Here is a 14235-nt window from a genome sequence, read left to right as displayed (position 1 = left end):
AAATGACAACTGACGTAAAATACTCAACTGGCGCATATGCAACAGGCGGCGGCCGCAATGGTCTTGCTGGCCTTGATGACGGCAAGCTCACGGTCCGAATGGCCAGCCCGGCGGCCCTTGGTGGCGATGACAAAGGACATAACCCCGAAGAACTTTTCGCCATCGGATATGCAGCTTGTTTTCTCGGTGCGATGCGCTTTGCCGCGTCCAGCGAAAATCTCGGCACCGTGCCGGATGACGCAACCGTCCACTCCGAAGTTGGGATCGGGCCACGTAGCGATGGTGGGTTTGGGCTTACAGTGAAGCTCAAAGTGTCAATGCCAGATACAGACCGCGGGCTGGTTGAGAAGATCGTGGAACGCGGCCACTTCATCTGCCCCTACTCCAATGCAACGCAAGGCAATATCGACGTGACAACCGAAATTGCTTGATCCCGTTTACCCCTCCAGATCAAGCAATGAGCAGGATTGTTCCTGCGGCGGGTCGGCCCACATTCCCGACCCGCCAGCCAATTATTCAGCTGGCTGAGCAGCCACCGCCTCACCCAGCTGATCCGCCTTCACCGCATCGCGCTGGCCCATTGGCTCGCGATTGCCGACCGTGGTGTCTTTGCGCGTCTGAGCCTCCATCTCCGCATCCAGTTCTGCCCCCAACAGAACGATATATGCAGATAACCAGAGCCACATAAGCAGGATCACAACGCCACCCAATGTTCCGAAGGTTTCGTTGTAAGATCCGAAATTGCGGACATAGACCGCGAAAGCGGCAGAGCCGAGAACCCACGCGAGCGTAGCAACACCAGCACCGGGGGTAATCCAACGCCATTTCGCATCATCCCGCGATGGTGCGAAGCGATAGAGAATGCTCAGCCCAACCACCGCGACGAACAGCAAAACCGGCCAACGGATCACCATCGCCGCTGTCTCAGCAAAGGCGCCAAACTGAAACAGGGCGAGCAGTGCTGGCAGGGCGACCATGATCAAGACCACCAGCACAAAGCCGAACATAAGGCCGAGCGTGAGCGCGAGCTTCACAAAGGTCAGCCTGAAGAAACCACGCGTTTCGTCTTCGTCATAGGCGACATTGACGCCTTCCATCAGGCTCGCGACACCTTTCGAAGCCGACCAGATCGCCAGCGCGACGCCGATGAATGCTGCCAGTCCAAGACCGCCCTCTTCTGATCCCGTCACCGATTTTGCCTGATCTATGATGATCGCGGCGGCTTCTTGCGGCAGCATCGCCGCGATGGACTCCAGCTGCGCCACTATAACACCCGGTTCCGTAACGAGCCCCGCAATCGCCATGATCGCAGCGATGCCGGGAAAAATTGCGAGCAGCCCATAGAAAGCAACGCCTGCCGCAATCAGACCCACGTGATCGGCGGCAAGTTCCCCTTTCACGCGCAGGGCGATGTCCTTCCACCCTTTGATGGGAATTTCTGGGGGTGAATCTGCTGCCCTGCCACGTGCCATGAAATCTCTCCTTGAAAATTCTCTAAGCGATCAACCACCTGTCACATCGATTTGTTCCACAATTCGAGAGAGATGAAGATCCGCCTTGCGCAAAACTGCGCCAGAGCGCCGCAGTTTGAACAAAGATTTCAAAAATACGTCGTCAAACGTCATTTTATCCGCATTTCGGACTTGACCCCCCTGCCCGCGCTTGCGATACCTCCCGCACTGCAAAGGGAATGACATGAAAAGCGTAGTCCTTATCGCCAAGCGTGCCTAACTTTTCCGACGGATCGGAAAGGAACGGCGCGCATGACCCCCAACCGGGGGTTTTTTTATGCCTGATGCAGAGCGTTGAACGGGGCCAGAGCCGCCCATTTGGAGATTAAGATCATGACCCGCATGTCCGGTGCAGAAATCGTCGTCAAATCCCTGATTGATCAGGGTGTGGACACCGTATTCGGCTATCCCGGCGGCGCAGTCCTACCGATCTATGACGAGATCTTTAAGCAGAACTCGATCAAGCACATTCTGGTGCGTCACGAACAGGCCGCCACCCACGCCGCAGAGGGCTATGCCCGCTCGACAGGCAAGCCGGGCGTCGTGCTCGTCACCTCGGGCCCCGGTGCGACCAATGCGGTCACCGGCCTGACGGATGCGTTGATGGACTCCATCCCCCTGGTCGTGCTGACCGGTCAGGTTCCGACCTTCATGATTGGCAATGACGCGTTTCAGGAGGCAGATACCGTTGGCATCACCCGTCCCTGCACCAAGCATAACTGGCTGGTGAAAGAGACAGATGCACTGGCAGAGACATTGCATCAGGCGTTCCACGTCGCCACCAATGGCCGCCCGGGCCCGGTTCTGATCGACATTCCGAAAGACGTGCAGTTTGCCGAGGGCAGCTATATGCCGCCAAAAAAGGCGAAAACCTCGCACTACCAGCCTCAGGTGAAAGGCGACATGCAGGAGATTGCTGCGGTTGTGGAAGCGATGGCAAAGGCAAAGCGCCCGATCATCTATTCCGGCGGCGGCGTGATCAACTCCGGTTCCGGAGCGACTCAGCTGCTGCGCGAATTGGTGAGTGCGACAGGCTTTCCCATCACCTCCACCCTGATGGGTCTGGGCTGCTATCCGGCGTCGGGCAAGAACTGGCTGGGCATGCTGGGGATGCACGGCACTTATGAGGCCAACATGGCGATGCATGATTGTGACTTCATGCTGTGCATCGGCGCGCGCTTTGATGATCGGATCACCGGGCGGACGGATGCGTTCTCCCCCAAATCCGTGAAGGTGCATATCGACATCGACCCCTCGTCGATCAACAAGAACATCCGAGTCGATCACCCGATTGTCGGCGATGTGGGCCATATTCTGGAAGACCTCCTGCGCATGTGGAAGGCCGATGGCCGCCGTACCAACGCGGATGCCGTCAAGAAATGGTGGGGCAAAATTGATGACTGGCGCGCGATTGACTGCCTGAAGTTCAAGCAGGAAGGCAACATCATCAAGCCGCAATACGCGCTTGAGCGGCTGGAAGCGCTGACCAAGGGCATGGATCGCTACATCACTACAGAAGTGGGTCAGCATCAGATGTGGGCGGCGCAGTATCTCGGCTTTGAAGAGCCGAACCGCTGGATGACCTCTGGTGGTCTGGGCACGATGGGCTATGGCTTCCCGGCGTCGGTTGGCGTGCAAATCGCCCACCCCGAAGCGCTCGTGATCAATGTGGCCGGTGAAGCATCCTGGCTGATGAACATGCAGGAAATGGGCACGGCGATGCAGTATGGCCTGCCTGTCAAACAGTTCATCCTGAACAATGAACGTCTTGGCATGGTTCGCCAGTGGCAGGAACTGTTGCATGGGGAGCGTTATTCCTCCAGCTGGTCCGAGAGCCTGCCGGACTTCGTAAAGCTGGCAGAGGCTTTTGGCGCCAAGGGCATCTTGTGCGACAACCCGGAGGATCTGGACGAGGCCATCAAAGAGATGCTCGCCCATGACGGCCCGGTCCTTTTCGATTGTCTCGTCGAGAAACATGAAAACTGCTTCCCGATGATCCCATCGGGCAAGGCGCACAACGAGATGCTGCTGGGTGAGAACGCCGATACGGCCAACGCCATCCAGGCCGGCGGCGCGGTGCTGGTCTAAACGACGCACTCAATGATTTCGCCCCTCCCCCCTAGTCGGGGGAGGCCGGGAGGGGGCAAGCCCCCAAAAGACTTTCAAGGAGACCGAAATGTCCCCGCTAGACCTAAAGAAAGGCGCCTCTCGCAAAAGCGCCTACGACCTAAAGACTCCGTTCTCGGACGTGAATGAGCGGCACACGCTCGCCGTGCTCGTCGACAATGTGGACGGCGTACTCGCCCGCGTCATCGGCCTGTTCTCCGGGCGCGGATACAACATCGACAGCTTGACCGTGGCGGAGGTCGACCATACCGGCCACCGTTCTCGCATCACTGTCGTCACAACCGGTACGCCGCAGGTGATCAATCAGATCAAGGCACAGCTTGACCGTATGGTCGTGGTTCATGAGGTCCACGACCTCACCGTAGAGGGTCCGTCTGTCGAACGTGAGCTGGCACTCGTCAAGGTGCGCGGCACTGGAACAGAGCGGGTCGAGGCCATGCGCACCGCCGAAATCTTCCGGGCGCGCGTCATGGACACCACGACCGAGAGCTTCGTGTTCGAGCTGACCGGCGCACCGGATAAGATTGACGCGTTCGTTGAACTGATGGTGCCCCTTGGGCTTGTCGAGGTTGCGCGCACTGGCGTTGCTGCTATGGCCCGCGGCAGTCACTGAACCTTACCTGATCGACGGCAAATCTCTTGACCGAGCGACAGGGCGTGTCATCTGCTCCAACCAAGCCTTCCTGGGAAAGAGGAGATTGAAATGGGTTGGATTGTCGCGATCATAGTTGGCGGGATCGCCGGATGGATTGCCGAGAAAATCATGAAGGCCAATCATGGCCTTCTGACAAATATCGTTCTGGGCATTGTCGGCGCGCTGGCGTTGAACTTCATCCTCGGCCTTGTGGGCTTGGGATTTGCCGCCACCTTCTTTGGTCGGCTGATCGCCGGTGTGATCGGCGCCTGCCTGCTGATCTGGGTGTGGCGCGCGATCAAGAAACGCTAAGCGACTGGCTCAACCTGGCAGCGCGAACACGCGCGCTGTCAGGAACCGCGCCATATCAAAACCACCCACGACACAGGACGCATTGCCGTCCTGACCTGTTACGCAGGTAGCCGGGCCTTGGGCCAGAAAGGCCTCCACCTCTACCGCAGCGTCCCTCGCCTCTTCAAAAGAGAGGGCCGCGTTCTCGATCCCATCAAGGCGCAGCACGGACCCGTTGATTTCAACGAAGAGCAGATCAAGCGACGTGATCGCCGGAGCTTGTTGCGTCAGCCGTGCTTGCCCGCGGAACGTGGCGCCGACTGGGGACACCGTTGCATCTTGCAAGGCTGCACTGCGCAGCGGCAGATCAACATTGCCAGAGCCATCGCAAGCAGCCAGCGCTGCTACACATGCAATTGCGGGGAATAGGCGCATCTCGAAATCCAGTCCTGAAAAGCGGTTTGTCAGATCAGTATCCGCGCAATGGACCCGAACGAAAAGAGGCGCAGGGGCCAAACCCCTGCGCCTTCCTTCACTTCATCGCGATATAAGCGCAGCTATTAGCTGGCGGTCGCGAAGGTGCGGGACACGATGTAGTCTGCAACATCAACACCTTCCACGGTGCAGGTGACAGTGCCATCAGCAACGAGATCACAGCTACCTTCGCCCTGTGCGTAGAACGCTTCGAGGTCACGCGCCGCATCGTCAAGATCGTTGCCCGTCAGGCCGGAATCTTCGAGACCTGCGAGGTCGTAGACAATGCCGTTCAGCTCGACACGCAGCAGTTCGTCACTGAATGCGATCGGTGCTTCTTTCGGCAGCGACAGCTGGCCTTCCAGCGGCTCGGTCGTCGTCACGATGATCGGGTCACGGCCAAAGTCGGACACCTGCTCGGTCAGCAGAGCATAGTCACGCGATGCGATATACTCGGACACATTGGTGTCGCCGATCGTGCAGTTCGCGACACCGTCAGCGATCTCCATGCAGGACGCGGTGCCCTGTGCGTAGAACGCTTCGAGGTCGATCACAGCGTCGTTCAGATCATCGCCGGATAGGCCCGCTTCTTCGAGGCCAGCGAGACGATACATGGAACCGTTGAGCTCGATCATCAGAATGTCGCCCGTCTGCACGGCAGGTGCTTCAGCTGGCAAAGAAATCATTCCAGTTTTCGGAGTAATGTCTGCAGCAGCAGAAGTTGCCATAGCAGTTGCAAGAGCGGCGGCGGTTACAAAAGATACTTTTTTCATTGCTAAATTTTCCTTCATTGCAATTACGGAAGACCAACAACGGGGCTGTCAGATCGTTCCGAAAAAAATTACAATTCTTCGGAAAGCAGTACATTGCTCTCGATATCGCCGACAGCGGGAAGGGTCATGATCCGCCGTCTGAGGATCCGCTCGAAATCCTCCAGGTCCTTGGCAATCACCTTGAGCCGATAGTCATAGACACCCAGCACATGCTGGACGAGCTGGACCTCGGGAATGGCAATGACGGCCCGCTCAAAATCTTCCACCCCCGCGCGCCCGCGCGGCGCGAGCTTTACACCCAGAAAAACCGTAACGCCGTAGCCAAGCCGCGTTGGATCGACAATCAGGGCGCGCCCTTTTATGACGCCCTCAGCCTCGAGCCGTTTGATCCGCCGGTAAGCCGCTGGTTGCGACAGCCCGACGATCTCTCCGACCTTCGCCGCATTCAGCGCACCATCCGCTTCGAGCACCCGCAGGATCGCCCTGTCGATCTTATCGAGATCTGTCATATCGGCACGGCTTGTGAATTCTTGAGTTCCGAAACCAACATCAGCGCCTCAACATCCAACAGGTGAGGCAGCGCCATGATCTGCGTCTGATAGATATGCTGATAATGCGCCAGATCGCGGGCGATGACGTCCATCCTTATATCGACACGGCCCAGCAACGTTTGGATGGCCTGCACACCATCCACCTTGCGCGCCTCAACCACAAAGGCATCGAATGCATTGCGCGCTGTCTTATCTAGCGTGATGCGCAAGAAGACCTCAACTTCAAAGCCGAGTTTGCGCCGATCAATGATGGCCCGCTTGGCAATAATGACGCCGTCACGCTCCATTCGCCCGATCCGCCGCCAACATGGCGCGTGGCTCAGCCCTGCCCGTTCCGCTATGGTCGCGACCGAGGCATCAGGATCGGCCTGCATTTGGCGGAGTATTCGACGATCCGTATCATCAAGCATGAATTTTCAGTCCAACGGGGTTTTGTGCATGATATTTCCCCAAGGCGGCAATTTCTAGCGAAATTCGAAATGTCTCAGCTTTGGTTCGCGGTAAGTTGCACCCTATCCGGGGATCAAAACAAAGGACGAAACCCATGCGCGTATATTACGACCGCGATTGCGACGTGAACCTTATCAAAGACCTGAACGTGGCCATTCTGGGCTATGGCTCCCAGGGTCACGCTCACGCGCTGAACCTGCGCGACAGCGGCGCGAAGAATGTCGTTGTCGCCCTGCGCGAAGGCTCTGCCTCCAAGGCGAAGGCCGAAGGCGAGGGCCTGAAAGTCATGGAAATCGCGGAAGCGGCCGCATGGTGCGATGTCATCATGTTCACCATGCCCGATGAGCTTCAGGCCGAGACCTACAAGAAATACGTCCATGACAACCTCAAGGACGGCGCGGCGATTGCGTTCGCGCACGGTCTGAACGTGCATTTCGGCCTGATCGAGCCGAAGCCCGGCGTTGACGTCATCATGATGGCGCCGAAGGGCCCGGGCCACACCGTACGCGGCGAATACACCAAAGGCGGCGGCGTGCCCTGCCTCGTTGCGGTGGACCAGGATGCGTCCGGCAAGGCGCTGGAAATCGGCCTGTCCTACTGCTCGGCCATCGGTGGCGGCCGCTCCGGCATCATCGAGACCAACTTCCGCGAAGAGTGTGAGACCGATCTCTTCGGTGAGCAGGCCGTTCTGTGTGGTGGCTTGGTCGAGTTGATCCGCTGCGGCTTCGAAACACTGGTCGAAGCGGGCTATGCGCCTGAGATGGCCTATTTCGAGTGTCTGCACGAGGTGAAGCTGATCGTGGACCTGATCTATGAAGGCGGCATCGCCAACATGGATTACTCGATCTCCAACACTGCTGAATACGGTCAGTACGTCACTGGCCCGCGCATCCTGAACTACGATGAGACCAAGGCCCGAATGAAGGCCGTGCTCACCGATATTCAGGATGGTAAATTCGTGCGCGACTTCATGCTGGAGAACGCCGTCGGCCAGCCGACGATCAAGGCGTCCCGCCGTCACAATGACGAGCATCAGATCGAGCAGGTCGGCGCGAAACTGCGTGAGATGATGCCCTGGATCTCTGCCGGTAAGATGGTCGACAAGTCCAAGAACTGATCCGAATCCGGCGGGACGACTGCCCCGCCGCCTCAACCCCGAGAACGCCGCACCTGAACAAGGTGCGGCGTTTTTCGTTTCGAGCGAAAACGGGAAACAATAATCTGTTCGGCGGGCGCGAAGAGACTTCGCAATGCAGCGCGGATTGCTGCGCTGCATGATTATTTTTCAATGGGTTACGTAAGGTCAGTGACGTAGCGTCCCAGGCGAAGAACTGTTGCCAGAAGCAAACCACCCAATTGTCATAGCGACACAAAAATACGTTTGGGAGGCGTCAATGGCAATTTTTGATTACAGGGGAAGAGATGCGCGCGATGATGTGAGCGAAGCTTATCAGCTCGCCCGCGTCTCTCAGGTCAATGCATTCGGCGGGATCAGCCTTCTTGTCGATAACCCTTTGGTGGCCGCGGTCAGCGGCGCGGATTTCGACACCAATTTCGAACTGCCGCAAGGTTGGCGCGAGATCCTGCCCCATGAGTTGGGAGTCGATCCGGCGCTCTATGACAGCCTTGGCATCTACTCCAGCCCAGAGTTTTCATCCTCGCAGGTCAAGATCACCGGGCACTACGAGAACGGCGTTCTGGTCGAGATTGGGATCGCCTTTGCCGGAACCTCCGACTTCGGCGATGTGGCCGCCTATCTCGATCTGGAGGATCAGCGCATCCTCGACGATTTCACGATGCTGCTGGACGCGACTGCCAGCTTTGCATCCTCAAACGGCCTGACGGGAGAAGATGTGACAGTGACCGGCTATAGCCTTGGTGGGGCAGTCACGAACGCAATGGCTTTTCGCGCGGACGAGATCTCGGACGGGTTTTACGCGGACGCGAACTATTTCGCCTTCGCCTCCCCCACGGTGCACGATGATCCGATGATCCTCAATCTGGGGATGGAGAACGATGTCGTCTATCGGTCTGTGGGGGATGTGGATGCTTCGCTTACGGAAGGATTGTTTGAAGCTCTGATCAACGATGACAAGCAGTTCGAACATTCGGCCGACAACATCGTCCTATTCGACGACGTCTATGCAAACCCGCTGTTCCCCCTTGGCCCCTTCAGCCTGTTAAACATCACGAACGGCTGGGCCGCACATGTGCGGGGCGTCTTTGAGACGCCTTACGACACGATTGGCGACAGTAACTTCTATCAGGACATGCAGATAGACAGCACGATCGTGCTCGGCGCGCTCTCCCCTGTTCTGCGGACGGTTACCTGGGTCAGCGATCCCGCGCGGATCACATCCGATCACTACGGGGAGGACGCCTTCATTCTGGGCACGATTGCCGGCGACAAGTTGCGGGATGGGGGCGGCAACGACGCGCTGGACGGGTTCGGCGGCAATGATGACTTTGACCTTTCGACCGGATTTGACCGCGTCTTTGGCGGAAGTGGCTTCGATGAAGTCTTTGTTGACGGGCGCACCAGCGACTATGAGGCCTATCGAACAGCGGACGGAAAGGTGTGGTTGGAAGATGCCTATTACGGCCTGAAAGAGCTGGACGGGGTCGAGCGTGTCACCTTCACCGGCCATTGGGGCGATCGCAGCTTCAACGTGCAATCCAACAAGCTCGACAGCACAAACTGGTTCGTTGGTGACAAAGGATATTCGGCAAAGATCGAAGGCAATGACGCCAACAACACCATCAATGGAACGAACAGCGCCAACACCATCTTTGGTCGCGACGGGAATGACCTTCTCAATGGCCGCGCTGGCAATGACGTGCTGGTGGGCGGGGATGGAGCCGACGTGCTGAACGGCGGGTCTGGCAACGACCGGCTCTACGCCGGGTCCGGCAATGATCGCCTGATCGCGGGGTCCGGCAACGACATCCTTTCAGGGGCAGCGGGCGACGATCAGTTCGACTTTTCCAGCGGGATCAGCGGCACGAACACCATCACCGATTTCGACGGAGGCGGGTGGGACGGCGATCAACTGATCCTGCGCGCATCCGATGTCGGTTCAGCTGCAAATGCACTGAGCGGCTTTTGGCAGAATGGCTATGACGCAGTGCTGGCAACCTCAACCGGTTCAATCCGTCTCGAAGACACGGATGTGGACGATCTTACCTTTGACGATTTCATCATCGTCTAAGGAGGGGGCGGCGGATCGGGCTTTCGCGGCCCGATCCGTCTACATCCACCATTTCAGACGACCTGCCCGCTTTGCAAGATAGCCCCCGAGGCTGAAGTGATCCCGACGGATCAACAGGATCAGAGCAACGAAGGCCCCCAACACGGCCAGATCAATCACCTGATTTCGATTGATCGGAAAATTGCGGTCGTTCAGGGCAAACGGATCAAAAAACCCTTCCCAGCGCCGCGTGACTGTAAAGAAATGCATGACCAACAGCGCGCCATAGCTGAAGATCCGCCCGATCCCGATCAATGCCAAAACGCAGATCGCGATCTGAACACCGGCTGCCAGATAGATTTGCGAGATCGACACATCCACGCCGTCAAAATGACGAGCGAGGTTCTGGTATTGGGTCGGCGTGATGATCTTGTGTGCAGCCCAAAGAAAGATGAACCAGACAAGACCGGTTCTCAGGATCAAAAGGGCAATGGCGTCGAGGCGATCTTGGCGGAACATCATGTTCTCCGGCTAATATATGTCGCTGTGCGGCTAACATGGTCCGTGCTCACGTCGCGATCACAAGTTTGTTTCCAGAGATATGGCTCGACTTCCGCACCGAAACGCCAATCTTTGGTCTATGTCTGATCCTCTCGCCCTTGCAGAACGAAATGGCTTGCCCGATGCATTGCGGGTGCTGGCCGAGCAGTATCCCCGCGCCGACTGGGAAACGCATCACAACTTTACCGCTCTCACCCGGTTCTGGCTGGACCGGCACTTGATGTTTCGCCGCGGCATGGCGGAACTCGTCGCCACCAACAGGGCTTTGTTGGAAGGCACGCTTGCAACAGATGATGCAAAGTACCGCCTGGCGCGGGTCGGGCAGTTCATGTTGCAGGATCTGCACGGTCACCACATGATCGAAGACACTCAGTACTTTCCCGTTTTGATGCGGCAGGATAACCGCCTCTTGCGCGGGTTCGAGATGCTGGACAAAGACCACCATGCGATTGATGCCGTTCTCGGGCAATTTGCAGACGGAGCGAACGGCCTGTTGCAGGCTCAGGCATCTGGCACCATCGCAGCAGCGGAGCAATTCGCCGCCACATTAGAGAAATTTCAGACTTTCCTGGCCCGTCACCTGGAAGATGAAGAGGAATTGGTTGTGCCCGTCCTGCTGGAATATGCACCGAGTGAGTTCGATCATTGATCAAAACCTGTGGGCGATCACCTCGTAATCAGGTGAAACCGTCACGTCTTCTCCCCCGCCCCTTGCGTTTTCGCATCGACACTATCAGGTGGCTTTGTTACAGACCAACCGACTTAGTGAACACCAAGGGGCCGCAATGGCAAACGTCCTTCTCGTCGTCCAGTTGATCATCGCACTTGCGCTGATCGGTGTCGTGTTGATGCAGCGCTCCGAAGGGGGCGGGCTTGGCATGGGCGGTGGCGGCGGTGGTGGCGGCGGCGGCATGATGTCGGGCCGGTCCGCTGCAACGGCCCTTGGCAAAGTGACATGGGGACTGGGCGCGGCCTTCTTTGCTGTCTGCCTTGCCCTGACAATCATTGCAGCATCGGATGGCGGCAGTGGGTCTGTCCTCGAAGGTGTTGGCGCCGATACCGGGATCGAGCGTCCCGGCCTTGCACCGGATCTTCAAGGTGATCTGCTGCCACCGGGGCTCGATGGCAGCGACGACCTGACCTTGCCTCCGGCGGCTGACTAAACGCTAACACTCGCGCCACAGGAATGACCTGACACCAGATGTCGGGTGCCTCTTGCCGGAATCAGGGATTCCGGCTAAGGGTCAAATCCCGTGGCGTGGTCCTTTTTTAGACTTGGATTGCGCGGCAGGTTTGCTGGCCGCACGGGGAATATTTCATGGCGCGTTACATCTTTATCACCGGTGGTGTGGTCTCCTCTCTGGGGAAGGGTCTGGCCTCAGCAGCCCTTGGAGCGCTGCTACAGGCGCGTGGCTATTCCGTTCGCCTGCGCAAGCTTGATCCCTATCTTAATGTCGACCCCGGTACGATGAGCCCGTACGAGCATGGTGAAGTTTTCGTAACGGATGATGGCGCGGAAACCGACCTCGACCTCGGCCACTACGAGCGCTTTACCGGTGTGGCAGCGCGCAACACCGATTCCGTCTCATCCGGTCGCATCTATTCCACGGTTCTGGAGAAGGAACGGCGCGGCGAGTATCTGGGAAAAACCATTCAGGTCATTCCTCACGTCACCAACCAGATCAAGGAATTCCTGGACACCGGCGCCGAAGACGTAGACTTCATGCTGTGCGAGATTGGCGGCACGGTCGGTGATATTGAGGGCCTGCCCTTTTTCGAGGCGATCCGGCAATTTGGTCAGGAAAAGCCGATGGGCCAATGCCTGTTCATGCATTTGACCCTGCTGCCGTGGATTGCGGCATCAGGCGAGTTGAAGACGAAACCCACCCAACACTCGGTTAAGGAGCTGCGCTCGATCGGCATTGCACCTGATATTCTGGTTTGCCGCTCGGATCAGCCGATCCCAACCAAGGAACGCGAAAAACTGGCACTGTTCTGCAATGTGCGCCCAGAGCGCGTGATCGCGGCGCTTGACCTCAAGTCGATCTATGAAGCGCCTCTGGCCTATCATCGTGAGGGATTGGATCAAGCGGTTCTGGACGCATTCGGCATTTCGCCGGCCCCTGCCCCGAAACTCGACAAATGGCGCGACGTGGCGGACCGTATCTACAATCCAGATGGTGAAGTTCGGATCGCGGTCGTGGGCAAGTACACGCAACTCGAAGACGCCTATAAGTCCATCAGCGAGGCGCTGACCCATGGCGGCATGCATAACCGCGTCAAGGTTCGGACGGAGTGGATTGATGCGGAGATCTTCGACAGCGATGATCCGGCACCCTACCTCGAAGGATATAACGCCATTCTCGTCCCAGGTGGCTTCGGTGAGCGTGGGACCGAAGGCAAGATCCGCGCCGCACAATATGCGCGCGAAAACAACATCCCCTATTTCGGCATCTGCCTGGGCATGCAGATGGCCGTGGTTGAGGCAGCACGCAACATGGCCGGCCTAAGCAAGGCAGGGTCGGAGGAATTCGACAACGAGGCGGGCAAGGACCGCTATGAGCATGTCATCTACCACATGAAGGCCTGGAACGAGGGCAACCGCACGGTCGAGCGGACCATCGACGATGACAAGGGCGGCACGATGCGCCTTGGGGCCTATGATGCGATGCTGGTCGAGAATAGCCATGTCGCAGAAATCTATGGTACGCGCGAAATCTCCGAACGTCACCGGCACCGGTTCGAGGTCGACATCGCCTATCGCGATCAGCTTGAAGAGGCGGGACTGTGCTTTTCTGGCCTCTCACCCGATGGGGAACTGCCCGAGATCGTGGAACTGCCCGATCATCCCTGGTTCGTCGGCGTACAGTTCCACCCAGAACTGAAATCAAAACCGTTTGCGCCGCATCCGCTATTCGCAAGCTTTGTGCGCGCGGCCATGGAACAGTCCCGCCTCGTCTGACCGGACGAGGCCTCCGGCGGGGATATTTGGAGGAAGTGAAATGTCTTTCGTGATCCCCGCACCCGTTACCCCATCTGTTGCCATTTACGGGTCTGCGGATCGCTTCCCCGTACGTCGCATCTTCTGCGTGGGGCGCAACTATGCCGCTCATGCGCGTGAGATGGGCAACGACGATCGCGATCCCCCGTTCTTTTTTACAAAGCCTGCCGACGCGGTTGTGGATAGCGGTGCGCACGTGCCCTACCCGCCGCTGACCAGCGATCTGCATCATGAGGTGGAACTGGTTCTCGCGATCGGCTTGGGTGGCACGGATATTGCTGAAGCCGACGCGCTCGATCATGTCTGGGGCTACGGTGTCGGGTGTGACCTGACGCGCCGGGATCTGCAGGGGGCTGCAAAGAAGGTTGGTCGGCCTTGGGATTGGGGCAAGGCCTTCGACAACTCCGCCCCATGCGGGCCGTTGCGGTCCGGGTCGCTGCCAGCAGGCGCGATCCGGTTTCGCGTGAATGGCAAGATGCGCCAAGAGGCCCAGCTGGATGAGATGATCTGGTCTGTGCCAGAGATTATCGCCATCTGCTCTCAAGCGGTACGGCTTGAGCCGGGGGATCTCATAATGACCGGCACGCCCGCTGGTGTCGGTCCGCTGCAACGCGGGGATGTCTGCGAGGGTGAAATTGAGGGGCTGCCGCCCCTCTCCTTCACCCTCGCCTGAT

The 14235-nt window shown here is 58.1% G+C and carries 16 protein-coding genes; 10 read left to right on the top strand and 6 right to left on the bottom strand.

The annotated features are described in order from the left end of the window. The first annotated feature begins 2 nt into the window (after nucleotides 1-2). Entirely contained in the window at nucleotides 3-431 is a 429-nt protein-coding gene (locus POI8812_RS07530) for an organic hydroperoxide resistance protein (RefSeq protein ID WP_108781943.1), read from the top strand. A gap of 81 nt (nucleotides 432-512) precedes the next feature. Here POI8812_RS07530 and POI8812_RS07525 read toward each other — a convergent pair whose 3' ends face one another. Further along, the gene (locus POI8812_RS07525) at nucleotides 513-1472 is read right to left on the bottom strand and encodes a YihY/virulence factor BrkB family protein (RefSeq protein WP_108781942.1); all 960 of its coding nucleotides are present in this window, start codon (nucleotides 1470-1472) and stop codon (nucleotides 513-515) included. Nucleotides 1473-1844: 372 nt separating this feature from the next. Here POI8812_RS07525 and POI8812_RS07520 point away from each other — a divergent pair, with 372 nt between their 5' ends. The 3 genes from POI8812_RS07520 to POI8812_RS07510 all read left to right on the top strand — a co-directional run bounded on the left by POI8812_RS07520 (nucleotide 1845) and on the right by POI8812_RS07510 (nucleotide 4584). Continuing rightward, nucleotides 1845-3599, top strand: a complete 1755-nt coding sequence (locus POI8812_RS07520; protein WP_108781941.1) for an acetolactate synthase 3 large subunit — start codon at nucleotides 1845-1847, stop codon at nucleotides 3597-3599. 88 nt (nucleotides 3600-3687) lie between these two features. Continuing rightward, entirely contained in the window at nucleotides 3688-4251 is a 564-nt protein-coding gene (gene ilvN, locus POI8812_RS07515) for an acetolactate synthase small subunit (RefSeq protein ID WP_108781940.1), read from the top strand. Nucleotides 4252-4341: 90 nt separating this feature from the next. After that, nucleotides 4342-4584: a GlsB/YeaQ/YmgE family stress response membrane protein gene (locus POI8812_RS07510; protein WP_108781939.1), complete on the top strand. Its 243-nt coding sequence runs from the start codon at nucleotides 4342-4344 to the stop codon at nucleotides 4582-4584. Nucleotides 4585-4593: 9 nt separating this feature from the next. On the opposite strand, the gene POI8812_RS07505 is transcribed toward POI8812_RS07510, so the two are convergent. The 4 genes from POI8812_RS07505 to POI8812_RS07490 all read right to left on the bottom strand — a co-directional run bounded on the left by POI8812_RS07505 (nucleotide 4594) and on the right by POI8812_RS07490 (nucleotide 6771). Beyond that, nucleotides 4594-4998, bottom strand: a complete 405-nt coding sequence (locus POI8812_RS07505; RefSeq protein WP_146186136.1) for a hypothetical protein — start codon at nucleotides 4996-4998, stop codon at nucleotides 4594-4596. 125 nt (nucleotides 4999-5123) lie between these two features. Next, on the bottom strand, nucleotides 5124-5810 hold the full coding sequence (locus POI8812_RS07500) for a hypothetical protein (protein WP_108781937.1): 687 nt from the start codon (nucleotides 5808-5810) through the stop codon (nucleotides 5124-5126). Between the two features lie 68 nt (nucleotides 5811-5878). Beyond that, the gene (locus POI8812_RS07495; RefSeq protein WP_108781936.1) at nucleotides 5879-6319 is read right to left on the bottom strand and encodes an Lrp/AsnC family transcriptional regulator; all 441 of its coding nucleotides are present in this window, start codon (nucleotides 6317-6319) and stop codon (nucleotides 5879-5881) included. Beyond that, a complete protein-coding gene (locus POI8812_RS07490) occupies nucleotides 6316-6771 on the bottom strand; it encodes an Lrp/AsnC family transcriptional regulator (RefSeq protein ID WP_108781935.1) in 456 nt (151 codons plus the stop codon). Before POI8812_RS07490 ends, POI8812_RS07495 begins: the two co-directional genes overlap by 4 nt. 134 nt (nucleotides 6772-6905) lie before the next feature. On the opposite strand from POI8812_RS07490, the gene ilvC reads away from it, so the two are divergent. Both ilvC and POI8812_RS07480 read left to right on the top strand, forming a co-directional pair. Then, complete coding sequence (gene ilvC, locus POI8812_RS07485) at nucleotides 6906-7928, top strand: ketol-acid reductoisomerase (RefSeq protein ID WP_108781934.1); 1023 nt, start codon at nucleotides 6906-6908, stop codon at nucleotides 7926-7928. 277 nt (nucleotides 7929-8205) lie between these two features. Next, nucleotides 8206-10020: a calcium-binding protein gene (locus tag POI8812_RS07480; RefSeq protein ID WP_108781933.1), complete on the top strand. Its 1815-nt coding sequence runs from the start codon at nucleotides 8206-8208 to the stop codon at nucleotides 10018-10020. Nucleotides 10021-10059: 39 nt separating this feature from the next. Here the strand turns inward: POI8812_RS07480 and POI8812_RS07475 are convergent, their stop codons facing one another. After that, nucleotides 10060-10518, bottom strand: a complete 459-nt coding sequence (locus POI8812_RS07475) for a hypothetical protein (RefSeq protein WP_245895304.1) — start codon at nucleotides 10516-10518, stop codon at nucleotides 10060-10062. 121 nt (nucleotides 10519-10639) lie between these two features. Here POI8812_RS07475 and POI8812_RS07470 point away from each other — a divergent pair, with 121 nt between their 5' ends. The 4 genes from POI8812_RS07470 to POI8812_RS07455 all read left to right on the top strand — a co-directional run bounded on the left by POI8812_RS07470 (nucleotide 10640) and on the right by POI8812_RS07455 (nucleotide 14234). Then, nucleotides 10640-11209: a hemerythrin domain-containing protein gene (locus POI8812_RS07470; protein ID WP_108781931.1), complete on the top strand. Its 570-nt coding sequence runs from the start codon at nucleotides 10640-10642 to the stop codon at nucleotides 11207-11209. A gap of 136 nt (nucleotides 11210-11345) precedes the next feature. Further along, nucleotides 11346-11723 (top strand): preprotein translocase subunit SecG, encoded by a 378-nt coding sequence (gene secG, locus POI8812_RS07465; protein ID WP_108781930.1) that lies wholly within the window; start codon nucleotides 11346-11348, stop codon nucleotides 11721-11723. Between the two features lie 155 nt (nucleotides 11724-11878). Beyond that, nucleotides 11879-13522, top strand: coding sequence for a CTP synthase (gene pyrG / locus POI8812_RS07460; RefSeq protein ID WP_108781929.1), 1644 nt, complete (start codon nucleotides 11879-11881; stop codon nucleotides 13520-13522). 40 nt (nucleotides 13523-13562) lie between these two features. Continuing rightward, nucleotides 13563-14234, top strand: coding sequence for a fumarylacetoacetate hydrolase family protein (locus POI8812_RS07455; RefSeq protein WP_108781928.1), 672 nt, complete (start codon nucleotides 13563-13565; stop codon nucleotides 14232-14234). The last annotated feature ends 1 nt before the right edge of the window (nucleotide 14235 follow it).

Source organism: Pontivivens insulae, from assembly GCF_900302495.1.
Taxonomy (GTDB): Bacteria; Pseudomonadota; Alphaproteobacteria; order Rhodobacterales; family Rhodobacteraceae; genus Pontivivens; species Pontivivens insulae.
Note: the sequence above shows the minus strand (reverse complement) of the source record. Positions and strands in the feature narration are given on the sequence as shown.